Annotated in this window: 26 protein-coding genes and 1 other annotated feature; of the genes, 25 read left to right on the top strand and 1 reads right to left on the bottom strand. The window is 30.3% G+C overall.

Translation table 11 applies throughout. The annotated features are described in order from the left end of the window. The first annotated feature begins 11 nt into the window (after nucleotides 1–11). Nucleotides 12–1,538: a histidine ammonia-lyase gene (gene hutH / locus JOC70_RS04180; RefSeq protein ID WP_204597620.1), complete on the top strand. Its 1,527-nt coding sequence runs from the start codon at nucleotides 12–14 to the stop codon at nucleotides 1,536–1,538. 85 nt (nucleotides 1,539–1,623) lie between these two features. Continuing rightward, nucleotides 1,624–1,925: a binding site (T-box leader), on the top strand. Nucleotides 1,926–2,004: 79 nt separating this feature from the next. Beyond that, nucleotides 2,005–3,309, top strand: a complete 1,305-nt coding sequence (gene brnQ, locus JOC70_RS04175; RefSeq protein ID WP_204597619.1) for a branched-chain amino acid transport system II carrier protein — start codon at nucleotides 2,005–2,007, stop codon at nucleotides 3,307–3,309. A 48-nt stretch (nucleotides 3,310–3,357) separates the two neighbouring features. Here the strand turns inward: brnQ and JOC70_RS04170 are convergent, their stop codons facing one another. After that, complete coding sequence (locus tag JOC70_RS04170) at nucleotides 3,358–3,765, bottom strand: hypothetical protein (protein ID WP_204597618.1); 408 nt, start codon at nucleotides 3,763–3,765, stop codon at nucleotides 3,358–3,360. A gap of 350 nt (nucleotides 3,766–4,115) precedes the next feature. Between JOC70_RS04170 and deoC the strand changes: the two genes are divergently transcribed. The 23 genes from deoC (at nucleotide 4,116) to JOC70_RS04055 (ending at nucleotide 26,877) form a co-directional block, all read left to right on the top strand. Beyond that, on the top strand, nucleotides 4,116–4,775 hold the full coding sequence (gene deoC, locus JOC70_RS04165; protein ID WP_204597617.1) for a deoxyribose-phosphate aldolase: 660 nt from the start codon (nucleotides 4,116–4,118) through the stop codon (nucleotides 4,773–4,775). A 133-nt stretch (nucleotides 4,776–4,908) separates the two neighbouring features. After that, the gene (locus tag JOC70_RS04160; RefSeq protein ID WP_204597616.1) at nucleotides 4,909–7,284 is read left to right on the top strand and encodes an AAA family ATPase; all 2,376 of its coding nucleotides are present in this window, start codon (nucleotides 4,909–4,911) and stop codon (nucleotides 7,282–7,284) included. Between the two features lie 143 nt (nucleotides 7,285–7,427). Further along, the gene (gene ychF / locus JOC70_RS04155) at nucleotides 7,428–8,525 is read left to right on the top strand and encodes a redox-regulated ATPase YchF (RefSeq protein WP_204597615.1); all 1,098 of its coding nucleotides are present in this window, start codon (nucleotides 7,428–7,430) and stop codon (nucleotides 8,523–8,525) included. 149 nt (nucleotides 8,526–8,674) lie between these two features. Then, on the top strand, nucleotides 8,675–9,868 hold the full coding sequence (locus JOC70_RS04150; protein WP_204597614.1) for a MerR family transcriptional regulator: 1,194 nt from the start codon (nucleotides 8,675–8,677) through the stop codon (nucleotides 9,866–9,868). Nucleotides 9,869–9,909: 41 nt separating this feature from the next. After that, nucleotides 9,910–11,088 carry a DegT/DnrJ/EryC1/StrS family aminotransferase gene (locus JOC70_RS04145; RefSeq protein WP_204597613.1) on the top strand — a complete coding sequence of 393 codons (1,179 nt, stop codon included), beginning with the start codon at nucleotides 9,910–9,912 and terminating at the stop codon, nucleotides 11,086–11,088. A 417-nt stretch (nucleotides 11,089–11,505) separates the two neighbouring features. Further along, nucleotides 11,506–11,670, top strand: coding sequence for a hypothetical protein (locus tag JOC70_RS04140; RefSeq protein ID WP_204597612.1), 165 nt, complete (start codon nucleotides 11,506–11,508; stop codon nucleotides 11,668–11,670). A 300-nt stretch (nucleotides 11,671–11,970) separates the two neighbouring features. Further along, nucleotides 11,971–12,399, top strand: coding sequence for a division/cell wall cluster transcriptional repressor MraZ (mraZ, locus tag JOC70_RS04135; RefSeq protein ID WP_204597611.1), 429 nt, complete (start codon nucleotides 11,971–11,973; stop codon nucleotides 12,397–12,399). Between the two features lie 20 nt (nucleotides 12,400–12,419). Further along, complete coding sequence (rsmH, locus tag JOC70_RS04130) at nucleotides 12,420–13,352, top strand: 16S rRNA (cytosine(1402)-N(4))-methyltransferase RsmH (protein ID WP_204597610.1); 933 nt, start codon at nucleotides 12,420–12,422, stop codon at nucleotides 13,350–13,352. 36 nt (nucleotides 13,353–13,388) lie between these two features. Next, entirely contained in the window at nucleotides 13,389–13,880 is a 492-nt protein-coding gene (locus JOC70_RS19485) for a septum formation initiator family protein (protein ID WP_204597609.1), read from the top strand. 14 nt (nucleotides 13,881–13,894) lie between these two features. Continuing rightward, a complete protein-coding gene (locus tag JOC70_RS04120) occupies nucleotides 13,895–16,084 on the top strand; it encodes a stage V sporulation protein D (protein WP_423880663.1) in 2,190 nt (729 codons plus the stop codon). 51 nt (nucleotides 16,085–16,135) lie between these two features. Then, nucleotides 16,136–17,584: a UDP-N-acetylmuramoyl-L-alanyl-D-glutamate--2,6-diaminopimelate ligase gene (locus JOC70_RS04115; RefSeq protein WP_204597608.1), complete on the top strand. Its 1,449-nt coding sequence runs from the start codon at nucleotides 16,136–16,138 to the stop codon at nucleotides 17,582–17,584. A 17-nt stretch (nucleotides 17,585–17,601) separates the two neighbouring features. Continuing rightward, a complete protein-coding gene (locus JOC70_RS04110; protein ID WP_204597607.1) occupies nucleotides 17,602–18,993 on the top strand; it encodes a UDP-N-acetylmuramoyl-tripeptide--D-alanyl-D-alanine ligase in 1,392 nt (463 codons plus the stop codon). Nucleotides 18,994–19,037: 44 nt separating this feature from the next. Beyond that, entirely contained in the window at nucleotides 19,038–19,994 is a 957-nt protein-coding gene (mraY, locus tag JOC70_RS04105) for a phospho-N-acetylmuramoyl-pentapeptide-transferase (RefSeq protein ID WP_204597828.1), read from the top strand. Nucleotides 19,995–20,025: 31 nt separating this feature from the next. Then, a complete protein-coding gene (gene spoVE / locus JOC70_RS04100; protein ID WP_204597606.1) occupies nucleotides 20,026–21,159 on the top strand; it encodes a stage V sporulation protein E in 1,134 nt (377 codons plus the stop codon). Nucleotides 21,160–21,299: 140 nt separating this feature from the next. Continuing rightward, the gene (locus tag JOC70_RS04095) at nucleotides 21,300–22,106 is read left to right on the top strand and encodes a cell division protein FtsQ/DivIB (RefSeq protein WP_204597605.1); all 807 of its coding nucleotides are present in this window, start codon (nucleotides 21,300–21,302) and stop codon (nucleotides 22,104–22,106) included. Between the two features lie 16 nt (nucleotides 22,107–22,122). Continuing rightward, the gene (locus tag JOC70_RS04090; protein ID WP_204597604.1) at nucleotides 22,123–22,851 is read left to right on the top strand and encodes a DUF881 domain-containing protein; all 729 of its coding nucleotides are present in this window, start codon (nucleotides 22,123–22,125) and stop codon (nucleotides 22,849–22,851) included. Between the two features lie 11 nt (nucleotides 22,852–22,862). Further along, the gene (locus tag JOC70_RS04085) at nucleotides 22,863–23,204 is read left to right on the top strand and encodes a small basic family protein (RefSeq protein WP_035310934.1); all 342 of its coding nucleotides are present in this window, start codon (nucleotides 22,863–22,865) and stop codon (nucleotides 23,202–23,204) included. Between the two features lie 10 nt (nucleotides 23,205–23,214). Further along, nucleotides 23,215–23,931 carry a DUF881 domain-containing protein gene (locus JOC70_RS04080; protein WP_204597603.1) on the top strand — a complete coding sequence of 239 codons (717 nt, stop codon included), beginning with the start codon at nucleotides 23,215–23,217 and terminating at the stop codon, nucleotides 23,929–23,931. Nucleotides 23,932–23,996: 65 nt separating this feature from the next. Further along, nucleotides 23,997–24,671 carry a YggS family pyridoxal phosphate-dependent enzyme gene (locus JOC70_RS04075; protein WP_204597602.1) on the top strand — a complete coding sequence of 225 codons (675 nt, stop codon included), beginning with the start codon at nucleotides 23,997–23,999 and terminating at the stop codon, nucleotides 24,669–24,671. A 17-nt stretch (nucleotides 24,672–24,688) separates the two neighbouring features. Next, nucleotides 24,689–25,162 carry a cell division protein SepF gene (locus tag JOC70_RS04070; protein ID WP_204597601.1) on the top strand — a complete coding sequence of 158 codons (474 nt, stop codon included), beginning with the start codon at nucleotides 24,689–24,691 and terminating at the stop codon, nucleotides 25,160–25,162. Between the two features lie 14 nt (nucleotides 25,163–25,176). After that, nucleotides 25,177–25,443 (top strand): YggT family protein, encoded by a 267-nt coding sequence (locus tag JOC70_RS04065; protein WP_204597600.1) that lies wholly within the window; start codon nucleotides 25,177–25,179, stop codon nucleotides 25,441–25,443. A gap of 151 nt (nucleotides 25,444–25,594) precedes the next feature. Further along, nucleotides 25,595–26,221, top strand: coding sequence for a YlmH/Sll1252 family protein (locus tag JOC70_RS04060; RefSeq protein ID WP_204597599.1), 627 nt, complete (start codon nucleotides 25,595–25,597; stop codon nucleotides 26,219–26,221). A gap of 14 nt (nucleotides 26,222–26,235) precedes the next feature. Next, a complete protein-coding gene (locus tag JOC70_RS04055; RefSeq protein WP_204597598.1) occupies nucleotides 26,236–26,877 on the top strand; it encodes a DivIVA domain-containing protein in 642 nt (213 codons plus the stop codon). Nucleotides 26,878–26,884: the final 7 nt, after the last annotated feature.

Here is a 26,884-nt window from a genome sequence, read left to right as displayed (position 1 = left end):
GGATTTCTTAAATGAGTATTATATATATTGATGGAAATAGTTTAACTTTAGAGGATCTTGTAAAGGTTGCCAGAGAAAATTATAAAGTTGAATTAACTAAGGAAGCAATTGCAAGAGTAAACAAATCGAGAGCATTAGTAGATGAATTTGTGGATGGTGGAGAAGTTATATACGGAATTACTACAGGATTTGGATTATTTAGTGATGTTGTTATATCAAAGGATCAAACTAAAGAACTTCAAAAGAATTTAATTGTAAGTGATGCTTGTGGAGTAGGTAATCCTTATCCTGAAGAAGTTGTAAGGGCAGTTATGCTTTTAAGAGCTAATGCTTTATCAAAGGGCTATTCTGGAATAAGATTAAGTGTGTTAAATACATTAATAGAAATGTTAAATAAGGGTGTGCATCCCATAATACCAGAAAAAGGCTCTGTAGGTGCTAGTGGTGACTTGTGTCCATTAGCTCATATGGTTTTAGTAATGCTAGGAGAAGGAGAAGCTATTTATCAAGGGAAACGATTATCAGGTAAAGATGCCATGGATAAAGCAAAAATAGACAAAGTTGAGCTGATTTCAAAAGAAGGTTTGGCACTAATAAATGGTACTCAAGTTTTAACAGCTGTTGGAGCATTAGCAGCTTATGATGCAAAAAAGCTTACAAAGCTTGCAGATATAGCTGCAGCTATGACAGCAGAAGCATTAAATGGAATAGTAGATGCTTATGATGAAAAAGTTCAGCAAGTGAGACCTCATAATGGTCAAATTATATGTGCACAAAATATGCTTAAAATATTAAATGGTAGTAAGTCCACTTCTAGACAAGGTGAGATAAGGGTACAGGATGCTTACACTTTAAGATGTGTACCTCAAATTCATGGTGCTAGCAGAGATGCTATAGATTATGTCGTAGATAGAGTTAGCACAGAAATCAATTCGGCTACAGATAATCCGTTAATATTTGCAGATGATAGACAGGTTATATCAGGAGGAAATTTTCACGGACAACCAATGGCATTAGCGTTTGATTTTTTAGGAATTGCTGTGGCTGAACTTGCCAATGTTAGTGAAAGAAGAATTGATAGACTTGTAAATCCTTCATCAAGTGGATTACCAGCGTTTTTAGTTAAAAATGGTGGATTAAATTGTGGATTTATGATACCACAATATGTTGCTGCAGCTTTAGTGTCTGAAAATAAAGTATTAGCACATCCAGCATGTGTAGATTCTATACCTACTTCAGCTAATCAAGAGGATCATGTTAGCATGGGTTCTATTTCAGCTAGAAAATCTAGAGAGATTTTAAATAACGTTATGAATGTCCTTGCTATAGAGATAATGACCTCAGCGCAAGCAATAGATTTTGGCGCGGTGGAAAAACTTGCCCCAGCAACAAGAGCAGCTTATGATAAAATAAGAGAAGAAGTTGCCACTTTAGAAAATGATAGAATTATGTACCTAGATATAAATAAATGTTTTAAGCTAGTATCAAGTCATAAGCTGGTGGAAATAGTAGAAGAAGAAATAGGAGAGTTAAAATAAATTAGCGAGTATATAATTTTTATATTGACAATTTTTAAAATTCCAAATATAATAATCAGTAATAAATAAATTAATATTAAGAATATTTAAAGCTATGACAGAGAGAAAAATATTCAAATACTTTAATTACAGAGAATCAACGTTTGCTGAGAGTTGATATTAAGGTGAATATATAATAGTAGCTCTAGAGCTTCCTTGTTGAAAAAGTTTGAGTAGATGGGGACGTATACCAGCGATATATGGTTAGGGTTCATCACAGATAACATTATAGTATGTATTAATTATACTTCTATTTGTTATTTATTAGCGATCGACCTGAAAAAGATGTGGTTATAATATAACCACAAATAGGGTGGTACCGCGGAAGTATAGTCTTTCGTCCTTATAATACTTTAATTATAAGGACGAAGGGCTTTTTTTATTCTACATTTTTAAAAAAATAAATAAATTAAGGGGTGTTTTATTTATGAAAAAAACTACAAAGGATTTTTTAGTAATAGGTCTTGCATTGTTTGCTATGTTTTTTGGGGCAGGTAATTTAATTTTTCCTCCTTACCTTGGAAATCTAATGGGAAGTAAGTTTATCTTAGCTACATTGGGATTTGTAGTGACAGGAGTGGGGCTCCCGTTTCTAGGTATACTAGCCTGTACTAAAACCAATGGGAATTTTAACGATATGGCTGGAAAGGTAAGTAAAAGATTTGCTATAATATGTTCTGTTGCTATTTTTTTAGCTATAGGACCAATGCTTGCAATACCCAGAACTGCAGCTACAACTTATGAATTAACTATACAGCCTGTATTTCCATGGATGTCTTCTATGGTTTCTATGATTTTATATTTTGCACTAAATTTATGTTTCGTTTTAAGACCTTCTAAAGTAATAGATAGAATAGGAAAGTTTTTAACACCAGCGCTACTAATTGCACTTTTAATATTAATAATCAAGGGCGTAGTATCTCCAATAGGAATTGTTATAAATACAAATATATCATCTGTATTATCTAATTCCTTAATAGAGGGATATCAAACTATGGATGCTTTAGCTGGATTGATGTTTGCTACAGTAATTACTTCTTCAGTAATTCAAAAGGGTTATAAAGATAAGGAAGCTATAAATATAACTATAAAATCTGGACTTGTTGCAATATTTGGATTAGCTATAGTGTATGGGGGACTAATGTATTTAGGAGCACAAACAAGTTCTATACTCCCAAAAGATATATCTAAAACTGCTTTGTTATTAGAAATATCAAAAAGAAGCTTAGGTGGATATGGAAGTATAATAATTGGAATTGCCATGGGGCTCGCTTGTTTTACTACGTCTATAGGATTGATAACAGCAGGGGCAAGCTTTTTTGATAACATAAGTAATGGAAAGTTACCATATAAAATAAATGCTATAGTAATATCTTTAGTTAGCATAGCTATGGGGAATTTTGGAGTAGATAAAATAGTTAAAATATCTGTACCTGTATTAAGCATCCTATATCCTGTGGCCATAACTCTTATATTAATAACTTTATCTAAAGGTTTATCTAAAAATAATTTTGTATTAAGGGTTTCAATATATACTTCATTAATATTTGGTATAATTGAAACATTGCCATCTATAGGTGTTAATGGAGGATTTATTAAAGAATTTCTTAATATAATTCCATTATCAAGTATAGGATTTGCTTGGGTCACTCCTACACTACTATCTTTAGTAATATCATTATTTATTACCAAAAGAAATGAAAATAGTTCTAGTAAGATTTTAGAAAGTTAGATGTGCTTTCTGAAGTAAATAAAAAAATCAGGGAAATTCCCTGATTTTTTATCTGTACTTTTGTTTAATCCTTTGAACCTTTGGCTCTTTTCCTTCAAGAGGAATTAAGTCTTTTTTATTTGTCATATTTCGTATATTCATTATTTCTATTTGTTCTCTATTTTCCTTGCCTTTTTTACCTTTTAGTCCTTGCACTAGAACATAGTTGCCTTGAGATACAGGAATAAATGTAAGAGGTTTAAACCATCTATTCTTCTTATAAGTGCATTTAACAACATTTTTACTTCTTTCAGGTTTTACAAGAAGTGTCACAGTTAATTTATGGAAAATCCAAAGTATGGTTTTTTCTTCAACTTTTACAGATATTACATTACCTTGTACTTGAGATAATCTGTCACCATATTTTTTTATATAATTTTCTGCATAGTACTTATTTATTTTTTCTCTGAAGCCCATATTTTATTACTCCTTTGCGTTAAAATATTTGTAATAAATGACAATATAATTCCAAAATATAATATTATGTGTATATTATAGCATACTATTTTAAGTTTTAAAAGAAACTTTAATAATACCAACTCTACTTTTATATTTTATCCATAGAGTATAGTTATTATTTGCAGATATTAAAAATTAGAAATCATAATCTGGAAAATCGAACGGGCTCTTAAAATATTTTAATAAATAATGGTAAATAATATACAATGATGTATAATATTTATTGATATATAAATTAAATAAAGGCTAGTTATAATTAAATAATAAATAGTTACTAGTAAAAATTCATAAAGGAAAGGGGTATATATATGACAAAAAATGAATTAGCAAGAATGATAGATCATACTGTTTTAAAGGCTGATACAAAAGAAGAAAAGATAGAGGAAATATGTAAAGAGGCACTTGAATATAACTTTGCATCTGTATGTATTAATCCATGTAACATAGAGTTTGCAGCTAAATTTTTAAAGGGAAGTGAAGTGAAAGTTTGTACTGTAATAGGATTTCCGTTAGGATCAAATACTACAGCTACAAAGGCGTTTGAAACCAAAGATGCCATAGAAAAGGGTGCTTTAGAAGTTGATATGGTTATAAATATAGGAAAACTTAAAGATAAGGATTATGATTATGTGAAGAAAGATATAGAAGCAGTAGTTAAAGAGGCAAAAGGGAAGGCCTTAACTAAAGTTATTATAGAAACATGTCTTTTGACTGATGAAGAAAAAATAATGGCATGTAAATTATCAAAGGAAGCAGGAGCAGACTTTGTAAAGACGTCCACAGGCTTTTCTACAGGAGGAGCAACGGTTTCAGATATAAAAATTATGAGAGAAGCTGTAGGGGGAAAATTAGGAGTTAAAGCATCAGGTGGAGTGAGAACCTATGAGGATTCTGTAGCTATTATAAATGCAGGCGCGACAAGAATTGGCGCATCAGCTTCAATTGATATAATAAATAAGGCAAAATAATAAATACTTAATCTTAAATTAAAGTCAGTTAAAAGCTGGCTTTTTCTTTTTTTTACTCATTTACATAAAATTTATTTCTAAAACTAAATTAGACGAATATTATTATAATAACGGGATAAAAGGGGGGAGAATAATGTTAAGAAAACTTACAGTGGAGGAAGTAAAATATAAATCTAGTTTTAAAAATATTGCTATGGGTATGGATAATAAATACTATCTTCCAGAGTATGATGAAGTATATACTCAAATAAAGACTGCCTTAGAGATAAATAAGGAAGGTTATAATGTTTATCTTATAGATGATTTTTCTAAGGATAAATTAGAAAATATAATAAGTTTTGTGGAAAGTAACTTTAAAGAAGAACCTCCAAAGGATATATGCTACGTGGTATATGAAGACACTAAAAATCCCAAGGCATTTTTTTTAGGTAATGGCAAAGGAAATGTATTTAAAAAGTATGTAGAAGATATTCAAAAAATTTATTTGGAAAATACATTTGATTTTTACAACACATCAGAACATAAAGAAAAGGAAAAGCTAGTTGAAATAGTTGAGAAGAATAGAAGTGAACTTGTAAGTAAGATGGTAAAAATTGCAGAAGAAAATGGATTTGATATAAAATTTAATCAAGGAGGATTTACCTTTGTTCCTATAAAAGATGATGGAAAACCTATGAGTGAAAAGGAATATGATGTGCTTGAGTCAATTGAAAAGGATGATATTTTAAATAAGGTTTCTGTATTAAAGAAAAAGGCTCAAGATATATTAGATGAGATGAAAGATAAAGAAGAAGAAGGAATTGAAAATATAAAAGAATTATTAGTTGAATACTATACTGAGTGTAGTAAGGATATAAAAAAGTCTTATAAAAAGGAATTCAAAGGTGAAGAACAAGTACTTAGTTTCTTAGATAATATGTGTACTGAAATAGAAAAGCAGCTTATGGATAACTATACAATGAGCTATGAGGAAGATGAAGAAGGCATAAGTGAAATAATATATAAATATACAGTAAATGTAATTGTTGATAATACAAATTACAAAAAACCTAGATGTATATATGAAGAAGATCCAAGTCTCTCAAATCTTTTAGGAAGCATAGAATATGAGAATAAAAATGGAACTTATGTAACAGATGTAAGTTTAATTAAAGCAGGGTCTATGTTAAAGGCAAATGGCGGATGTCTTATAATTAGAATAAATAATCTACTTGCAAATCCATCATCCTACTATTATTTGAAAAAGTCTCTTATGAATGAAAAAGTTGATATGGATTATAACAGGGGATATTTAGAACTTCTTTCTTTAAGTGGATTACATCCGGAACCCATCAAAATAAAAGAAAAAGTTATATTGATTGGAGATTATCAAAGCTACGATGTGCTTTATAGCTATGATGAGGATTTTAAGAAAATATTTAAAATAAAGGCAGAATTTAATCCTTTAGTAAAAATAAATGACAACAATCATAGTGCATTACTTAGAATTATAAATAAGATAACAAAAGAGAATAATTTAATGCCCCTTGAGAAAGGTGCTGTGCTGGAAGTAGAAAAATATCTTTCAAGGGTGGCAGAGAGTAAAAGAAAGATGGTATTTAACGATTGGCAAATAGATAAGATTCTAATGCTTGCAAATAATAAAGTTGTAAATGAAGGCAGAAATAAAATAAAGGCTAAGGATATAGTAAGTATAGCCTATAAGGAAGAAAGTATAGAAAAGGAATTTCAGGAGTACTTTGAGGAAAAGAAAATATTTATAAATGTGTGTGATAAAGCTGTTGGACAAATAAATGGTCTTACAGTTTTAGACACAGGATACGTTAGCTTTGGAAAGCCTGTAAAAATAACCTGCTGCTGCTATAAGGGAGATGGCAATATAATAGATGTTCAAAAGGATAGCGATTTGAGCGGAAAAATACACAGTAAAGCAATAAATATATTAAGGGGGTATATGAATACTTTAATGGGAGGATATAGAAAACTTCCAGTAGATTTTCATTTGACCTTTGAGCAAATATATGGAAAAGTTGATGGAGATAGTGCATCAGTTGCAGAGGTGGTTGTAATGTTATCTTCTTTAAGTAAAATAGGTATAAAAAACAATATAGCTGTAACAGGTTCTTTAAATCAGTTTGGAGAAGTACAGCCTATAGGAGGAGTAAATGAAAAAATAGAGGGATTCTTTAAAGTTTGCAAAAAGATAGATACAGTAAAAGGAAAAGGAGTCTTGATACCTGCAACCAATATAGATAATATAGTATTAAGTCCAGAAGTAGAGCAGGCCATAGCAAAGGGAAGTTTTTCAATATATACTATGGATACTATTGAAGATGCAGTAAACTTGCTTATGGGAGAAGATGGGGTTGATTTTAAAGGGGTGTTAAAAGTCATGGAAAATGAAATGCTTAAATACACTTCAGTCCCTACTGTTACTCCTAAAAAGAAAAAATCATCTTCTAAGGCAAAGGTGAAAGAGGAAGTTATTGAAAAAAATGAGATAGAATAAATAAGTAAATAAATAAATAAAAGAACTTAAGGGGTAAAATATCTCTTAAGTTTTTTTATTTTAAATTATTTGCATTACTAACTTTGGTATATTATAATTTATAAGGAATTATACATAAAGTTAGGAAGGGAATGTGTACATATATGAAATTAGGAATTGTAGGTTTACCAAACGTAGGTAAAAGTACCTTATTTAATGCTATAACTAATGCAGGAGCGGAAGCTGCAAACTATCCATTTTGCACTATTGAACCAAATGTAGGAGTTGTAACTGTTCCAGATAAGAGATTAAATGTATTGGAAGAAATATATAAATCTAAAAAGAAGGTATATGCAAGTGTAGAGTTTTATGATATAGCAGGTCTTGTAAAGGGTGCAAGTAAAGGTGAAGGATTAGGAAATAAGTTCTTATCACATATAAGAGAAGTTGAAGCTATACTTCATGTGGTAAGATGCTTTGACGACCCTAACGTAGTTCATGTTGAAGGCAGTGTGGACCCTATAAGAGATATAGAAACTATAAGCTTAGAACTAGTATTTTCGGATATGGAAGTTTTAGATAGAAGAATGGAAAAGAATAATAAACTAGCAAAAAGCGGAGATAAGAAGGCAAAGCATGAACAAGAACTTATGGAGCAAATAAAAGTTCACTTAGAATCAGGAAAGCCTGTAAGAACTATGGAACTAAATGATGAAGATGCTGAATTTGTAAGAGGATTATTCCTTTTAACATCTAAGCCAGTATTATATGCAGCAAATATATCCGAAGATGATTTAATGTCAGGGAATTTAGATAATGATTATGTAAAAAAGGTTAAGGAGTACGCAGCTACTGAGGACTCAGAAGTTGTTGTTATAAGCGGGAAAATAGAAGAAGAACTTTCTTCTTTAGATGAAGAAGAAAAGAAGGAAATGCTTGAAGAATATGGTATTGAAGAGCCAGGTCTTGATAAGCTTATCCATGCAGGATATAAACTTCTAGGACTTATGAGTTATTTAACTGCAGGACAGCAGGAAGTAAGAGCATGGACCATAAAAATAGGAACTAAAGCACCAGAAGCTGCTGGTAAAATTCACTCTGATATAGAAAAAGGATTTATTAGAGCAGAAGTAATAGCCTATGATAAGCTTGTGGAATGTGGTTCCGAAGCAGCTGCAAAAGAAAAGGGATATTATAGATTAGAAGGAAAAGAATATGTTATGAAAGATGGAGATATAGTTCAATTTAGATTTAATGTTTAATCCAAATTATAGATTACTAATTGTTATTACAAAAAAATATAAATTTAGAGAAAAATTCTGCATTCAGCAGAATTTTTTTGTTTATTTATAAAAAAATCTTGACCCTTACCTAACGTAATGGTTTACTATATACATATAGGGGGAATAATATGAAAAAAGAAAAGTTATTTACAGTAGGTGAATTTGCAAAAGCTGCCGGAATAACTATAAGAACTTTAAGATATTATGATAAAATAGGACTTTTAAAACCCTGTGAGTATAATAAGGCTGGATATAGACTTTATAATAAAAGGGATTTTGGTAAACTCCAAAATATACTTACATTGAAGTTTATAGGACTTTCGTTAGAAGATATAAAATATATCATAGAAAAGGATATAAGCGACGAAAATTTTAAAAAATCACTGGAAATTCAAAAAAGCATAATGGAACAAAAAATACATCATCTTAATCATGTAATAAGATCCATAGATGAAACGATTGAAATGGTAAATAAAAATGAAGGATTAGATTGGGATAAGTTTATAGATATAATAAGCATAATAAATATAGATAATAAATGGATGGAACAGTACTATAATGCTTCTAATTTAAGAGAAAGAATAAAAATTCATCAATTATATAGTACTAATAAAGAAGGTTGGATGGAGTGGTATTTTAAATTCTTAAATTTTAATAATAAGAAAAAGGTTCTTGAGTTAGGCTGTGGGGATGCAACTTTTTGGACAAAGAATTTAGATAAGATTCCAGAAGGCTTAGAAATAACATTAACAGATTTTTCTGAAGGAATGTTAATGGATGCTATGAAAAACTTAGAAAAAGCTAAAATGAAATTTAGCTTTAGAGTTGTAAATATAGAAGAAATACCTTTTGATGATAATTCTTTTGATATAATTATAGCAAATCATATGCTATACCATGCTGAAAATTTAGATAAGGCATTAAGTGAAATAAAAAGAATTTTAAAACCTGATGGGGTATTTTATGCATCTACTGTAGGAAAAGGTCATATGAAAGAAATGAGGCAATTAGTTGGGAATATAGATGAAAAACTTTTAAATATAGAGTCATTTAATTTAACTAAAAAGTTTCAGCTGGAAAATGGGGAAGATATACTGAAAGGCTATTTTAATCATATTATCTTGAAAAGATATGAGGATAGCTTAAAACTTACAGATATAGAAGCTCTTATAAACTATATACTTTCTATGCCAGGAACGATACAAGAGAGCTTTGACCATAAAAAAATGAATGACTTAAAAGTTTTATTAAAAGATAAAATTACTGATAAAGGATATATATATATAACAAAGGATACAGGTTTTTTTATGTGTGAAAAATAATTTTTTATAATATAAATATGATTTTAAGGAGAGTGTTTTAAATGACAAATAAAAAGATACCTTTTTCACCACCAGATGTAACTCGCGAAGAAATAGAAGAAGTGGTTAAAGCATTAGAATCTGGATGGATAACTTCAGGCCCTAGAGTTATGGAGTTTGAAAAAGTTATGGCGAAATATACAAATACAAATAATGCTGTAGCAGTAGCTAGTGCAACTGCAGGAATGGAACTTATTTTAAAAGTTTATGATATAAAAGAAGGCGATGAAGTTATTACCACTCCATATACCTATACTTCCACAGCTAATGTAATACTTCATAGAGGAATAAAGCCCACTTTTGTAGATCTAGAAAAGGAAAGCTTTCTTATAGATATAGAAGGGGTTGAAAAGGCTATAACCCCTAAAACAAAGGCAATTATGACAGTAGACTTTGCAGGAGTTCCTGTAGATTATGATAAGATAAGAGAAGTGCTTAAGAGAAAAGGAAGAGAAGATATAATTTTAATTTCTGATTCTGCACATTCCTATGGAGCTTCTTACAAAGGGAAAAAGGTAGGAGGACAATTTGATTTTCATGTATTTTCTTTTCATGCAGTGAAGAATTTGACTACTGCAGAAGGTGGAGCAATAACATATAACGATAACAATTTTCATGGAAAAGAAGATTTGTTAAAGGTGCTTAAGTATACATCACTAAACGGTCAATCAAAAGATGCATTATCCAAGATGAAGGCTGGAGCATGGAAGTATGATATAATAACTGATGGACTTAAATGTAACATGACAGATATTCAAGCTGCATTGGGTCTAGTACAAATGAAACGATATGAAGAAATGCTTAATATAAGAAGAAGTATATTTGAAGTATATACAAATGCATTAAAGGATAAACAGTGGGCTATAATACCATTTTCAAAAGATGATATAAAAGAAACTTCTTATCATTTATATCCGCTTAGAATAAAAGCATTTGAAGAAGAGAAAAGAAATGCAGTTATTCAAGAACTCGCAGAAAAGGATATTGCAACTAATGTTCATTTTATACCTTTACCAATGTTTACATTATTTAAAAATTTAGGATATAAAATAGAAGATTATCCAAATGCATATAATCAATATAAAAATGAGATAAGTCTTCCAGTATATTCTACTCTTTCATTAGAAGACGCTGAGTATTTGATACAAGAACTTATAAAAGCAGTTGAAAAACAACTATAGAAATATTACGGCATTTTTAATGTTAAATCTTCCGTATGGGTTCTGCATTTAAGAAAGCGTTCACTGCGCAAAGAATCTCTAATATCTCTCGATTTAAATCGCCTAAACTTTCTAAACTCGCTGTAGCTCAGACAGTAGAAAGTTCTTTACGGTGTTTTAAATTGAGAGATAAAGAGCTTCTAATTGCTTGTTCAATGCTTTTTACAATGCAGAACCCATATTAAATTTAACATTAAAAATGTTTTCATCCACACTGCTGAAGGAGGGAATTTCGTTTTTGCGAAATTTCTTTTAGTGTGTTTTTTAAACCTAGCTATATAAATGGTAGCTGGGTTTTATTTTTTGTCTACTTTTAAATAAATTCTTATAAAAAGTGACAAAATAAATATATTCTTAAATAAAAAAGGGAGTGATTATATGAACAGAAGAAAAGGGGAACACGAAGAGGCTATAGAGAGAGCTAAAAATATGGTGGAATCTAATATTGGAATAACTGAGATACTTTCAACTACAGATTTAAGTGAAGATGAAGTAAAAAAAGCAATGGAGAATATGGATAAAAAGCTTAATGATAAGAGATAAAGTTTTAAATTTAATTTGAAGATTTCAAGAGCTAGGTAATATAAAATTGTTATTTGATATATCATCCTAGTTCTTGAAAAGGTTATCTTAATTATTAATGAATGTGCTGCTTTCCATTAGAGTGTTATAGTTACAATAAAAAGGGTTTTAAAGTGGACTGAAATCACTGACTTTAATATTTTTAAATTTTTTACTAAAAACTTCTTTTAAAGAAGGATTTTTTGGTTTATTATAGAATAATAAAGAGAAGTGGTATAAAGTGGTTTAATGTGGAGTGAAATAGTTAATTGAGGTGTAAAAATGTTTATAGGGGAGTATATCCATGCTATAGATCCTAAAAATAGAATGATAGTCCCTGCAAAGTTTAGAGAAAATCTAGGGGAAAAGTTCATATTAACAAAGGGATTGGATGGATGTTTATATATTTATACACTAGAAGATTGGAAGGAACTAGAAATAAAACTAAAAAAGCTCCCTTTAACTAGCAAAGATGCGAGAGCCTTTGTAAGGTTTTTCTTTTCAGGTGCTAATGAAATAGATATGGACAAGCAGGGAAGAGCGTTAATACCTCAAAACTTATTGGAATATGCCCATATAAAAAAGGAAATAGTAAGTATAGGAGTATCTAATAGAATAGAAATATGGAGTAAGGAAAATTGGGAAGAATACAATGAATCCAATGTAGATTACGAAGCAATAGCGGAAAAAATGAGTGAGCTAGGAATTTAAAATATAAAGGTGGTAACAGTATGGAATTTAAACATGTATCTGTATTATTAAATGAAACAATTGATAGTTTGAATATAAAGGAAGATGGAATATACGTAGATTGTACCTTGGGCGGAGCAGGACATTCAAGTGAGATAATAAAAAGACTTTCTGATAAAGGAAGACTTATAGGAATAGATCAAGATGAAGATGCTCTAAGTGCTGCAAAAGAAAAATTAAAGAACTATAAAAATGTAACTTTTGTACACGATAATTTTTATAATATAGAAAATATTTTAGAAAACCTAGGTATAGACAAGGTAGATGGCATAATTGCAGATTTAGGCGTTTCTTCTTATCAATTAGATGAAAAAGACAGAGGGTTCAGTTATATGAATGATGCCCCATTAGATATGAGAATGGATAGAAGAATAGAATTTTCTGCGTATAATGTGGTTAATGAGTATTCTTTTGAAGAATTATATAAAGTTATAAGAGAATATGGAGAGGAAAATTTTGCGAAGAGAATAGCTCAATTTATTGTAGAACAAAGAAGTGAAAAACCTATAGAAACTACAGGAGAGCTTACAGAAGTAATAAAAAGGGCGATACCGGCTAAGTTTAGAAGAGAGGGGCCTCATCCATCAAAAAGAACTTTTCAAGCCATAAGAATAGAAGTGAATGGAGAACTTAGAATTTTAAACAAGGCGATAGAAGACGGAGTAAGCAAACTAAAAAGTGGAGGAAGAATGTCCATAATAACCTTTCACTCTTTAGAAGATAGAATAGTTAAAAATAAGTTTAGGGAATTAGAAAGTCCTTGTGATTGTCCAAAGGACTTTCCTATATGTGTATGTGGAAAAGAATCTATGGTAAAGGTTATATCTAGAAAACCAATTGAACCATCAAAGGAAGAAGTTGAAGAGAATCCAAGAAGTAGAAGCGCTAAGCTTAGGGTGGCAGAAAAAAAATAAAGTTACTTGTTCTAATTAAAAAGGGGAGTGAATAAAGTGATAATAACGGAGAAGAAGGCATACGAGAGCTATATAAATGGTAATACGGTGCTAGCACCAGAACCTGAAATATCACAAAATGAGGGGCACAAAGAAAATAATAATAAAAAGGGGACAAAAAAAGATAAAAAAATTTCAAGTGGGAAATTAAAGGCACTTAGAAATATAGGGGTTACTTTTATAATTGGAGTTACACTTATAGGACGTTATAGTATGATATACGGAATGCAAAGAGAATTAAACGCCATTGGTTTAGAAATTAATACTATAAATAAGGAAAATGAAAATTTAAGAGTAGAACTTGTAAAGTTTAATAATTTGCAGTATATAGAGGATGTGGCTACTAAAAAGCTTAATATGGTAAGTCCTACTAAATCAAATATAATGTACTGCAACTTGAAAAACGAGATGGTTAAGGCTTCACAAAAACAATTAGACACACAAAAAGATGAAGGATTCATAAAAAATTTCTTTAGCAAGTTATTTTAACGGAGGTATATGTTTTGGATAAAAAAGTATATAGGGATAGAGTTATAATTAAGAAACGAATGTTTATTATACTGCTAGTCCTTATATTTTTGTTTACCTGCCTTATAGGGAGGTTAAGTTTTATTATGATATATAAATCCCCAAAGTATGAAAAGATGGCAGTAGACCAATGGACCAGTGAAGTACAGATTTCTGCTAAAAGGGGAAGAATATTGGATAGAAACGGGAATGAGCTTGCAGTAAGTGCTAATGTGTATAGAGTGGATTTAGACTTAAATACATTAAGACATACCATGGAGGATTTGAATTTAACTCCAGATGATGTAGCAGCTAAGTTATCTCAAATACTTGAAATGAAAACAGATGAAATAGTAAAAATTATAAATAAAAAATTTCCAAGTGGCCTTCCTTATGGTTCTGCTACATTAAAAAGAAGAATAGAGAAACCTATGGCAGATAAAGTTAGAGACTTAAAAATAAACGGCTTAATAGTTTCTGCAGATACAAAAAGGTATTATCCTAATAATAATTTCTTAGCTCATGTATTAGGACACACTAATTCTGATGGAAATGGTCTGACTGGAGTAGAGCTTAGTTACAATAAGATACTTTCAGGAGAGCCTGGAAAAAGAATAGCAGAAATGGATAGTACAAGATCTAGAGAACTACCATATGTTATTTCTGAATTTAGCAAACCTAAAGATGGAAAAGATTTAGTTTTAACTATAGATGAAATGATACAGCATTTTGCTGAGAAAGCTGCGGATCAGGCTTTAAGTGATAATAAAGCTAAAGCTGTTACAATAATTGCAATGGATCCTAATAATGGAGAAATATTAGCAATGGTTAATAAGCCGGATTACAATCCTAATAATCCTTGGATAGAGGGGGAAACTTATGAAGAGCTTCAAACCTCTTGGAGAAACAGAGCAGTAAATGATGCCTATGAACCAGGTTCCATTTTTAAAGTTATTACTGCAGCGGCAGCACTAGAAGAAAATGCAGTGAGCGATAGTGATAAATTTGTTTGTAATGGTTCTGTAACAATAGGGGGTAGGACAATTCATTGCTGGAAAACATCTGGGCATGGAACACAAGATTTTACAGGAATACTTAAAAACTCTTGTAATGTTGGGTTTGCAGAAGTAGGTAAAAAAATAGGCAAAGAAAAGTTATATGAATATATTAAGAAATTTGGTTTGGGTGCAAAAACTGGTATAGATTTATCAGGAGAAGCAAGTGGCATAATTAAAAAAGCTGAAAATATGGCAGATATAGATTTAGCTACAATTTCTTTTGGACAGGCAAATACAATGTCTCCAATTCAATATTTAACTGCTTTTAATGCAATAGCTAATGGTGGAAAGCTTATTACACCGCATGTACTCAAGAAAGTAGTTCATTATGATGAACAGACTGGAAAAGAAGTAGCGGATGAAGAATATAGTAATTTTAATGAAAGACAAGTTTTTGACAGCAATAAGGCGGCTATTTTGAGGGGGTACTTAGAAAAGGTAGTATCTGAAGGTGGAGGAAAGAAAGCTTTTATTGAAGGATATCATATAGGTGGGAAAACTGGTACCGCACAAAAGGTTATAAATGGGGTATATGGTCAGGGCAAATATATATCTTCATTTGGAGGTATGGCACCAGCAGATAAACCTCAAATAACTTTATTTGTATCTATTGATGAACCAGACCCATCTAACTATTATGCAGGACAAATTACAGCTCCAGTAGCTCAACAAGTATTTAATGATATATTTAATTATTTAGCATTTAAATCTGATGCAACTTCAGATGAAGTTGCAGAAAGTCTTAAAAAGGATGTAGTAATTCCTGAAATAAGAGGTATGAAAAAAACTGATGCATTAAAGGTACTAAAAGAGTATAATTTAGACTATCAAATGGAACAAAATGGAGAGTATATCACGGATATTAATCCAAAACCTGGATATACTGTGAAAGAAGGAAGTAAGATTCTTCTTTACACAGGAAATTCTTCAAATTATAATAATAAGGTGGTAGTAGTTCCAAGCATAACTGGGTATAGCATTGAAAGAGCATCAGAACTTTTAAATAGCTTAGGACTTAAAGTTCAGTATGAAGGATATGGACTTATATATGACCAAAGTGTAGAGCAAGGTAAAGAAGTATATAAGGGAACTACGGTTTTTGTGAGATTGGAAGAAGTAGGAGATTAATTACAGTGAACGGCTTGCCGTTCACTGTTATACTGTAAAGGAGTGTTTAAAATGCTTTTAAGAAAATTATTAGAAGGATTAGATTATAAATTATTAAATGGTGATGATAATTTAGACGTCAACAATATAAACTATGACTCAAGAAAAGTAAAGAATGGAGATATGTTTGTAGCTATAAAAGGATATAGCACTGATGGACATAAGTTTATAAATAAGGCATATGAAAATGGAGCAAAGGTAATTGTATGTGAAGACATTCTTGATGATATGCCAAAGTGCACTATTATAAAGGTTTCAGATAGCAGAAAAGCACTAGCAATTGCAGCATCAAATTTTTATGAGAATCCTAAAGATAAGCTTAAAATAATAGGAGTTACAGGTACCAATGGAAAAACCACTTCTACATTTATGATAAAATCAATATTGGAAACAGCAGGTTATAAAGTAGGTCTTTTAGGAACTATTGCTAATTACATTGGGAATAAAAAGCTACATGCTGATAGAACTACTCCAGAATCGCTAGAAATGCATAGTTTATTTAATGATATGGTAAATGATGGTGTAGACTATTGTGTAATGGAGGTATCATCGCACTCACTTTATCTAAATAGGGTTTATGGAATAGAGTTTCAGGAAGGTTTGTTTACAAATCTAACTCAAGATCATTTAGATTTTCATGAGACCTTTGAAAATTATTACAATGCAAAGTTCTTGCTATTTAAAAATAGTAAAAATTCTATAATAAATATTGATGATATTTATGGTAAGAGAATCTACAAGGAAGTTATGTCAAATAAAATAACTTATTCTTTAGATAAGAGTGCCAATGTGGCGGCTTCTGATATAGTTATGCATTCTCGTGGAGCAGAATTCGATATGAATTATGATAATAATAAAATTCATGTTGACATAAATATACCAGGAAAATATAACATAATGAATGCTTTGGGTAGTGCTTCTGTGTGTATATGTGAAGGAATAGATATTGAAGTTATCAAGAAGGGACTTACAAATATGTCAGGGGTACCTGGTAGATGTGAGTTAGTCACTAAAGATTATAATTTGGGATATGATGTTATAATAGATTATGCACATACTCCCGATGGTCTTGAAAATATATTAAAAACAGCTAAAGAATTTACTTCAGGAAGACTTATAAGTGTATTTGGCTGTGGAGGAGATAGAGACAAAACTAAAAGACCTATAATGGGTAAGTTAGGCACTGAGTTAAGTGATATAGCTGTAATTACTTCAGATAATCCAAGAAGTGAAGAACCGATAGCTATAATAAATGATGTGGCTTCAGGAATAGAAAAGGATAATTATATAGTAGTAGAAAGCAGACGCGATGCTATAAAAGAAGCTATGAAAATTGCGAGAAAAGGTGACGTAGTAGTTATTGCGGGGAAAGGTCATGAAGATTACCAAATACTAAAGGATAAAACAATACACTTTGATGAAAGAGAAATAGTAAAGGAAATAATACAGGAACTGTACTAAAGGAAGGAGTTTTTTAAGTGGAATATATGAATTTTGATGAAATAGTAACTGCTGTAGGAGGTAAGGTAATAATAAAGGGGAATTCCTTTGATTATGACAATATATCAACGGATACAAGAAAGATAGAAGAAAAGAGTATATTCATAGCTCTTAAGGGAGAAAACTTTAATGGGAACAATTATATAATTGAAGCAAGTAATAGTGGAGCTTTAGTATGTATAGTTGATGAGCTGAATTTTAAAACGAAAGATTTAAAGGAGTATACTTCTATAATAAAGGTTGATGATACGAAAAAGGCCTTACTAGATTTAGCAGAATACTACAGAACAATGCTTAATATAAAAATTGTAGGAATTACAGGTTCCACTGGGAAAACTTCAACAAAGGATTTAACTCATGCAGCATTAAGTAGTAAATTTAAGGTTTTTAAAACAGAAGGAAATTTTAACAACGAAATAGGACTTCCACTTATGATGTTTAAATTAGATAGTACTTATGATATAGCAGTACTTGAAATGGGAATGAATAATTTAGGTGAGATACACAATATGGCAAAGGCTGCTAAACCCGACATAGCTCTTATAACTAATGTTGGAATAACACATATAGAAAATTTGAAAACTAGAGAAAATATATTAAAGGCCAAATTAGAAATTACGAACTTTTTTAATAATGAAAATACACTAATAGTGAATGCAGATAATGATTTTTTATCAGAAATTCAGTTTAATAATTTTAATGTTGTGAAAACAGGAATAGAAAATAAAAAAGATTTATATGCTTATAATATAATGTTAAATGAAAAAAGCATAAGCTTTACAGTTCGGGAAGAGTCTACGGGAGAAGAAGAAGATTTCTCTATTAAAGCACCAGGTAAACATAATGTACTTAATGCACTGCTAGCTATAGCATGTGCTAGAAAGTTAGGCATAGAATTTAAACTAATAAAGGAAGGTTTTAGCAATTTGAAGTTCACTTCTATGAGATTAGATATAATAAAGGAAGAAAAGTTTACAATAGTTAATGATTGTTATAATGCTAGTCCAGATTCTATGAAAGCAGCTATAGAAGTACTTATGAACATAAACGGGGATAGAAAAATAGTAGTACTTGGAACTATGAAAGAACTAGGACATAAAGCATATGAAGCTCATAAAGAAGTAGGAGTATTTGCAAAGTTAAAGGGAGTAAATACTTTAATAGCTGCAGGAGAATTTCAAGATGCTTATGAAGAAGGATTTAAAGAAGATCTAGACAAAAGAGACATTGGGGAAGTTATAAAAGTGCAGGATACAGACCAAGCGGCAAAGGTTTTAAAAGAGTATTTAAAAAAAGATGATGTAGTACTTGTGAAAGCATCTAGAGCTATGCGTTTTGAGAAAATCGTAGAAGCTTTAAGAAGCAATTAATTCGAGGAGGTGAAGGGCTCTTAAGTAAGAGAGCCTGACTATTGATGAACAGCAAGATAATTTATTCTGTATTAGTAGCTTTTATATTTTCTGTTATAGGAGGACCAATACTTATACCAATTCTTCATAAGCTAAAATTTGGCCAAAATATAAGAGAAGAAGGACCCAAAAGTCATCAAAAAAAAGCAGGAACACCAACTATGGGGGGGATAATATTTATTATAGCTTCCGTTATATCTATGATAATACTAGTAAGAAAGCCAAGCGATGAAGCAATGTTTGCATTATATGCCTTTATTGCATTTGGATGTATAGGATTTGTAGATGATTTTCTTAAAATTATACATAAGAATAATTTAGGACTTAGAGCCTATCAGAAAATGATAATGCTTCTTTTGGTTTCCTTTGGATTCGGATTTTACGCAGCAAATAATGCTGAAATTGGAACCTCTATTATAATTCCTTTTGTAGGTAAAGCAGTAGATTTAGGAATACTTTACATTCCGTTTATAATAATATATTTTGCAGCAACCACTAATGCTGTAAATTTAACAGACGGTTTAGATGGGCTTGCCACATCTGTTACTATACTTGTTATGACATTTTTTGTTATAGTAAGTTTTAATATGGGAAATTATACTTTATCAATATTTTGTGCAGTAGTAGCAGGAGCTTTGCTTGGTTTTTTAAGATACAATGCTTTCCCGGCTCAAGTATTTATGGGTGACACTGGATCACTTGCCTTAGGAGGAGCATTAGCTGCAGTTGCTATGATTTTAAAACTTCCTTTGTTAGTAATAATAGTAGGTGGAGTATATGTTATGGAAACATTATCTGTAATACTTCAGGTTGCTTCATTTAAGTTAACAGGTAAGAGAATATTTAAAATGAGCCCTCTTCATCATCACTTTGAGTTATGTGGATGGCATGAAACAAAAGTAGTATCAGCATTTTCTATTGCAACTGTAATACTTTGTATGATTGCATTTTTATCATTTTAGGGATTTATAAGTAATTTTTTAGGAGGTTATTATGAGAAGGCTCCAAAAGAAAAGATTCCAAAATAAAGAATTCTCCAACAAAATGGGAACAGTAGATTTTTTTCTTTTTTCAGTGATAATGTTACTCGTGGCTGTAGGAGTAATTATGGTTTTTAGTGCTAGTTCTTACTTTGCTTTTTATAAGTATAAAGACAGCATGTATTTTTTAAAGAGGCAAGGATTATGGGCAACACTTGGAGTAATATTTATGTTTATTGCCATGAGCTATGATTATCATGAGTTAAAAAAACATACAAAAATAATTATGGTTATTACTACGCTTTTGCTTTTAGTTGTATTTGCGTTTCCGGAAAGAAATGGTGCAAGAAGATGGATACCGCTGGGACCAGCTACATTTCAGCCATCAGAAATAGCCAAGTATATGGTAGTTTTATTTATAGCTAAAAGTATGGAAATAAAGGGAGAAAAAATCAAGACTTTTTTCCGTGGAGTAATACCTTATCTTTTAGTTGGAGGATTTTACGCTGGACTTGTATACTTAGAAAAAAACCTAAGTATAGCCACTGTTATAATGGGGGTAACTTTTATAATGCTTTTTGTGGCTGGTGCAAAATTTTCTCATCTTTTAGCAGTAGTAGCACCAGTTTTATGTGCTGGAGTAGCGGCCATACTTTTAGTACCTTTTAGAAGAGCAAGATTTTTTTCATATAGAAATCCTTGGATAGACCCGCAGAAAACAGGTTATCAATTAATACAGTCTTTCTTAGCTTTAGGTTCTGGAGGTATTTGGGGAGTAGGGCTAGGACAATCAAGGCAAAAGTGTTATTATATTCCTGAGCCACATAATGATTTTATATTTGCAGTTATAGGAGAAGAATTAGGACTTATAGGATGTGCGTTTATAGTAATGTTATTTTCAGTATTTATATGGAGAGGAATAGTAACTGCTGTTAAAGCAAAAGACACCTTTGGTACAATGCTTGCTACAGGTATAACTGCAGTTATAGCAATACAGGCAATTATAAACATTGCAGTTGTTACTGGTTCTATTCCTGTAACTGGAGTTCCACTGCCATTTATCAGTTATGGAGGCTCTTCTTTGGTGTTGAATCTAACAGCTATGGGAGTACTTTTGAATGTATCAAGACAGAAAAGTAACGGTTAAAAAGGTTGAATTATAGCATTGCAAACATTTGCAATGCTATAATTTTGTATTAAGAAAAATTTAATAAAAATTTTAATGAAATTAATCATATCAAGTGTTATTATTAGTATATGAACAAATGGTTAGAGTGGAGAGTTAAAATGATAGAAGTTACAAATATAAATAATAGAGATAAAGAAGTAAATGATGATAATAACGAAAAAAATGAATTAATAATAAAGAGAAGAAGAAAAAAGTTTATGAAAAAATTAGTGCTGTCATTGTTATTTTTAATTGGAATTTTAATGACTTTACTTCTTAAGCATCCGTATTTTGATATAAAGGATATAAATGTAAAAGATAATAAAAATATATCTATAAGCAGTGTCATAGAAACTTCTAAGCTTAGCAAAGGGAATAATATTTTTTATATAGATTTAGATAGTGCTAAAAAAAACCTATTAAAGAACCCATATATATTAGAAGCTCAGATAAAAAGAAAGCTGCCAAGTACTTTAGTTATAACCATAAAAGAAAGGGAAGCTGTATTTTACGGAAATAAGGGAAATAAATACTTTGTATTAGATAGAGATGGTTCTGTACTAGAGGAAAGACAAGATATAAATAATATGAAACTAGTGAAACTACAAGGGTTTGATGAAAGCAAAAGTAAATTGGGTCAGCCAATCGTAGTGGATGATGAAAGAAAGATAGAAACTGCTAGAGAATTGTCTGCTCTTTTAGGAAGTAAAAAGGATAACTATGGAATTTCAACTGTAGATATAGGAGATATGACAAATATAAAAGTATATTATAATAATATTTGCATTAAGCTTGGGAATAATCAAAGCTTAGACGAGAAGCTTAATAAGGCTTTTAATATAGTTTTTCAAAAGGAAGAATTAAAAGGGAAAAAGGGATATATAGATGTGAGTTTTGAAGGCAATCCTGTAGTTTTTATAGAGTAAGTGGGAGGAATTTTTTATGCGTAAATGGACTTCACAAATAAGTTTAGCTTTAGTATGTGCAGTGCTTGGATTTACTTTGGCATATCAATTTAAAGCTATTTTAAAAAGAGAAAAGTTATTAAATGTAAATCAGTATACAGCTAATAATGTTAATACAGAAATTGAACAATATAAAAAGGATAAAGAAGGATTAAATAAGAAAATAGAGGAACTTCAAACTAAATTAAATGATTATGAATCAGCAGCAGCAGGAAATGATGATACTACTAAAAAACTCTTAGTGGATTTAGAAGAAACTAGACTTTTAACAGGTACGACGGATGTTCAAGGGGAAGGAATAGTGATACAACTAATACCCAATCAAGACATTTTTGGAAATAACGGAGGAATTACTATAACAGATAGGCATTTAGTTTATTTAGTAAATGAATTAAGATTTGCTGGAGCAGAAGCTATTTCTATAAATGATATAAGACTTACATTAAAGTCTGGTATAAGAATTTCTGGAAGTACTATTATAATAAATGGTGAGGATAGGGTATCACCTTCACAAAAGATAACAATAAAGGCTATAGGAGATAAAAAGAATTTAGAGGCTGCTTTAAATTTTCCTGAAACATTATCAGATTTTAAAGGTATTTCTGAGGTTAAATATGAAGTATCTGATAATATAAAAGTTCAAAAATATAATAAAACATACAAATTTAATTATGCAAAACCTGTAGAAAAAGAAAATAAAAAATAGAGGTGACTTGAATGATTGCGTTTTTGGGACTAATAATAGGTATGATATTAGGACTTGTACTTAATATAAATATTTCAGATAAGTTTTCTCCATATTTATCTATTGCAATACTAGCCGCTCTAGACTCTGTATTTGGAGCTATAAGAGCTAATCTTTCTAAAAACTTTCAAGCGGATATATTTATTTCAGGTTTTTTTGGAAACGCTATTATTGCAGCGGGACTTACATATATTGGAGATAAGTTGGGCGTTCCAATATATATAGCTGCTGTAGTAGTATTTGGAGGAAGAATATTTGATAGCTTTGCAATGATAAGAAGAATTCTTATTGAAAAGATAAAATCTCGTCAATGAGGTGAACTAAATGAAAAAAAATGAGGCTAATATATTTTTATTTATAGCTTCTATTATTATAGGAGTACTGATAGCTACAAATATTAGTTTTTCAAGACAAAGTCAAATAATGTTAAGCAGTAGGGAATATCGAGATAACTATGCTCATAAAAATCAACTTATAAATGATATAAGTAACTTAAATAGACAGTATGAAGAATACTCTAATAAGCTTCGTAAATATGAGGAAAACATACAGGATAGAAATAAGATGAGAAATGAAATAATAAAGGAAATAGACTATAATAATAATATACTTGGTGGAACTGAAGTGCATGGGCAGGGAATATTAATTACACTAAATGATGCAAGCACAGAATTTGTAGAGGATCCTTTTGAATATCAATTAAAATTGATACACAATACTGATATGGTTCAGGTAATAAATGATTTGCTGAATTCTGGTGCAGAAGCTATTTCCATAAATGGGAATAGACTTATAGGGAATTCAAGTGTATACTGCAATGGTCCTTTCTTAAGAGTCAATGGTATACAAATAAGTGCTCCTTTTTATATAAAAGCTATAGGAAATAAGGAAACATTAAAAGCATATATGCTTGGAGATGAAAATTACTTAAAGGCATTGATGTTTAGAGACATACAAGTAGATATAGAAGATTCGCATGATATTATAATACCAGCTTTTAGCGGAAATTTTAAAAATAAATTTATAAAATCTTTTAAGTAAGTAGATAAATATGAAGGAATTTTGGATTTTATGAAGAATAATTAAGATTAAAAGGGGATGATAATATGTCTATTGCTGAAAATGTAATAAATATTAATCCTACTATTCCAAGTGGAGTTAAGCTTGTAGCTGTATCAAAAACAAAGCCATTGGAAGATATGGATGAGGCATATCAATGCGGAATAAGAGATTTTGGAGAAAATAAGGTTCAAGAATTAATGTATAAGATAGAGCATTTTAATAAAGAAGATGTAATATGGCATTTAATAGGACATTTACAGAGAAATAAAGTTAAATACATTGTAGGCAAAGTTGATCTTATACATTCCTTAGACAGCATAAAATTGTTAGAAGAAATAGAAAAACAATATGCTAAGAAAGGATTAAAAGCTCATGTTCTTATAGAAATAAATATAGGAAAAGAACAAAATAAGTCTGGAATAATGAAAGAAGACTTGGAAGAACTATTAAATGTTGTAGAAAATTGCAATTGTGTAAATGTAGAAGGACTTATGACTGTAATACCTATAGGCGATGAAAATTCTTGTAGAATATACTTTAAAGAGGTTAAGAATATATTCGATAACTTAAGTAAGAGAAGTTTTAAAAATGTTAATATGAAATATCTTTCAATGGGAATGACTGGAGATTATAAGATAGCCATAGAAGAAGGCTCTAATATGGTGAGAGTAGGTCAAGGAATATTCGGTAAAAGAGACTATACAATTATTAATGCTTAATAAAGGAGGAAATTTACATGGCAGGAAAAGTACTAAATAAGATGATGAGCCTTATAGGGCTGGAAGATGAAATAGAGGAGTTCGAAGAAGAAGCAGATGAAATGGAAGATGGTATGTCTCCAAATGATAATAGGAAGGAAGAATATGAACCTATAATATCATCTAATTCAAAGAAACAAAATAAGATAGTAAGTATACATACTTCCGTAAATACAAAGGTTTTAATAGTGAAGCCATCTACTTATGATGAAGTGGTAGATATATGTGATCATTTGAAAAATAGAAAGATAGTAGTAGTTAATTCTACAGGATTAGAACCTAAAGTAGGGCAAAGGTTATTAGACTTTATGAGTGGAGCAACTTATGCATTAGGTGGGAATTTAGAAGAAGTAGGATGTAAAATATATATAGTTTCACCTTCTAATGTAGAAGTAGATAGTGAACTTAAAAACGAATTGTCAAATAAGGGGATTTTTAGCTGGAATAAATAAAGCTGGAGGTTTATATGAACGTTATTTTATACAAAATTTTTAGTCTTTTATTTGTTGTAATGGAGTATGCAATATTTGCAGAAATAATACTTTCCTTTGTTATGAGGGGAGTAGAAAATAAATTTACTTATTTTATACACTCTATTACAGAACCATTACTTGCTCCAGGAAGAAAAATTCAAGAAAAAATTATGCCAGGGTTTATGATTGACTTCTCTCCTATCCTTGCCCTTTTTATTATATCCATATTAAGACAAATTGTAAGGAATATTCTTTTTTAATAATATGATAGATAAAAAAGCGTTTCTAAATGCATTGTCTTTTGAAGACAAGAATAAAGTTTCAAAGTTATATGAGAAAATATGTTTTTCCTTAAAAACAGGAAGAGAAGTGTATACAGAGGAATTCTATCCTCCAAATGTTTGGAGGTATTTGGAAAAGGCTAAAGGGGCTTTTGGGATAAATGTAAGCTCATTCGGGATATTTGATGAGGCAGAAAGAAAGGTAATAGCTTTTTCGCAAGAAGAAATATGGCATTTTCCAATAAGTTTAATTAAGATACAAAATAAATCTGAATTTACTAAGTTAACTCATAGAGATTATTTAGGAAGTATCTTGTCATTAGGTATAAAGAGGGAAAAATTTGGAGATTTAATATGTGAAGATTCTTCAGCATATGTGGCAGTATATGAAGAGCTGGCTGATTATATAATATATAGCTTAAAATCTATAGGAAATAGTCCATGTATTGTGAAGATAGTTGATATATATACTGAAGATTTACCACAGCATAAGTTTCAAGAGGAAAATATAATATCAACTTCCTTTAGATTAGACTCTATTGTGAGTTCTATAACAGGGCTTTCTCGAAGTAAAGCTTTAGATATTATAAGAGAAGGCAAGGTTATAAAAGACTATAGAGTAGAAAATGAAAAGGATGAAATAGTTCAGGAAAATTCAATACTTACTATAAGGGGTTATGGTAAGTATAAAATAGTATCTCAGGTAGGTATTACAGGCAGCGGTAGATTTAAAATATTACTAAAGAAATTTATCTAAAATGAGGTGGTCGTATGAAAACAACATCTATGGATATAACAAGTAAGGAATTTAAGAAATCCTTTAGAGGATATGATATGGACGAAGTAGAAGAGTTCTTAGAAAAGATAGCAGAAGACTATGAGGTTTTGTATAAAGAAAATTCATGTTTAAAAGAAAAAATAAATGCATTACAAGAAAATATTGAGCATTATGCAAAAATGGAAGATACAATTCAAAGTACACTTTTGCTTGCTCAAAATGCTTCTGATCAAGCTAAGAGAACAGCTCAAAAGGAAGCAGAGCTTGTTGTATTAAATGCCAATGAAACGGCTCAAAGGATTTTAGATAAGGCTCATAATGAAGTAATGAAAATAAATGATGATTTTGAGCGAACAAAGCAAGAATTCATAATCTTTAAGACAAAGTTTAAAACTTTTATGCAATCTCAGTTAGAAGTATTTGAGACAATGGAAAAGGATTATATAAGGAATTACAATATAGGTAACTATGTAGATAGAAGTAAAAATGATAGTCTAAATCTAGAGGAATTAGGAAATAATATAAGCATAGAATTAAGTAATGATGAAAGTTTCATGAAAAAAGATTTAGAAGAAACTAAAGTTCTGGATCCTGAAGAATTAAATCAAATTAAGAGTTTTTTTGCAGAAAGATAATAAAAAA

Origin of the sequence: Clostridium pascui, assembly GCF_016908015.1 — a bacterium.
GTDB lineage: Bacteria > Bacillota > Clostridia > Clostridiales > Clostridiaceae > Clostridium_AK > Clostridium_AK pascui.
Note: the sequence above shows the minus strand (reverse complement) of the source record. Positions and strands in the feature narration are given on the sequence as shown.

Coding starts and splice junctions, on each gene's coding strand:
- hutH (WP_204597620.1), top strand. CDS start 12: ATGAGTATTATATATATTGATGGAAATAGTTTAACTTTAGAGGATCTT.
- brnQ (WP_204597619.1), top strand. CDS start 2,005: ATGAAAAAAACTACAAAGGATTTTTTAGTAATAGGTCTTGCATTGTTT.
- JOC70_RS04170 (WP_204597618.1), bottom strand. CDS start 3,765: ATGGGCTTCAGAGAAAAAATAAATAAGTACTATGCAGAAAATTATATA.
- deoC (WP_204597617.1), top strand. CDS start 4,116: ATGACAAAAAATGAATTAGCAAGAATGATAGATCATACTGTTTTAAAG.
- JOC70_RS04160 (WP_204597616.1), top strand. CDS start 4,909: ATGTTAAGAAAACTTACAGTGGAGGAAGTAAAATATAAATCTAGTTTT.
- ychF (WP_204597615.1), top strand. CDS start 7,428: ATGAAATTAGGAATTGTAGGTTTACCAAACGTAGGTAAAAGTACCTTA.
- JOC70_RS04150 (WP_204597614.1), top strand. CDS start 8,675: ATGAAAAAAGAAAAGTTATTTACAGTAGGTGAATTTGCAAAAGCTGCC.
- JOC70_RS04145 (WP_204597613.1), top strand. CDS start 9,910: ATGACAAATAAAAAGATACCTTTTTCACCACCAGATGTAACTCGCGAA.
- JOC70_RS04140 (WP_204597612.1), top strand. CDS start 11,506: ATGAACAGAAGAAAAGGGGAACACGAAGAGGCTATAGAGAGAGCTAAA.
- mraZ (WP_204597611.1), top strand. CDS start 11,971: ATGTTTATAGGGGAGTATATCCATGCTATAGATCCTAAAAATAGAATG.
- rsmH (WP_204597610.1), top strand. CDS start 12,420: ATGGAATTTAAACATGTATCTGTATTATTAAATGAAACAATTGATAGT.
- JOC70_RS04115 (WP_204597608.1), top strand. CDS start 16,136: ATGCTTTTAAGAAAATTATTAGAAGGATTAGATTATAAATTATTAAAT.
- mraY (WP_204597828.1), top strand. CDS start 19,038: ATGAACAGCAAGATAATTTATTCTGTATTAGTAGCTTTTATATTTTCT.
- spoVE (WP_204597606.1), top strand. CDS start 20,026: ATGAGAAGGCTCCAAAAGAAAAGATTCCAAAATAAAGAATTCTCCAAC.
- JOC70_RS04095 (WP_204597605.1), top strand. CDS start 21,300: ATGATAGAAGTTACAAATATAAATAATAGAGATAAAGAAGTAAATGAT.
- JOC70_RS04090 (WP_204597604.1), top strand. CDS start 22,123: ATGCGTAAATGGACTTCACAAATAAGTTTAGCTTTAGTATGTGCAGTG.
- JOC70_RS04085 (WP_035310934.1), top strand. CDS start 22,863: ATGATTGCGTTTTTGGGACTAATAATAGGTATGATATTAGGACTTGTA.
- JOC70_RS04080 (WP_204597603.1), top strand. CDS start 23,215: ATGAAAAAAAATGAGGCTAATATATTTTTATTTATAGCTTCTATTATT.
- JOC70_RS04075 (WP_204597602.1), top strand. CDS start 23,997: ATGTCTATTGCTGAAAATGTAATAAATATTAATCCTACTATTCCAAGT.
- JOC70_RS04070 (WP_204597601.1), top strand. CDS start 24,689: ATGGCAGGAAAAGTACTAAATAAGATGATGAGCCTTATAGGGCTGGAA.
- JOC70_RS04065 (WP_204597600.1), top strand. CDS start 25,177: ATGAACGTTATTTTATACAAAATTTTTAGTCTTTTATTTGTTGTAATG.
- JOC70_RS04055 (WP_204597598.1), top strand. CDS start 26,236: ATGAAAACAACATCTATGGATATAACAAGTAAGGAATTTAAGAAATCC.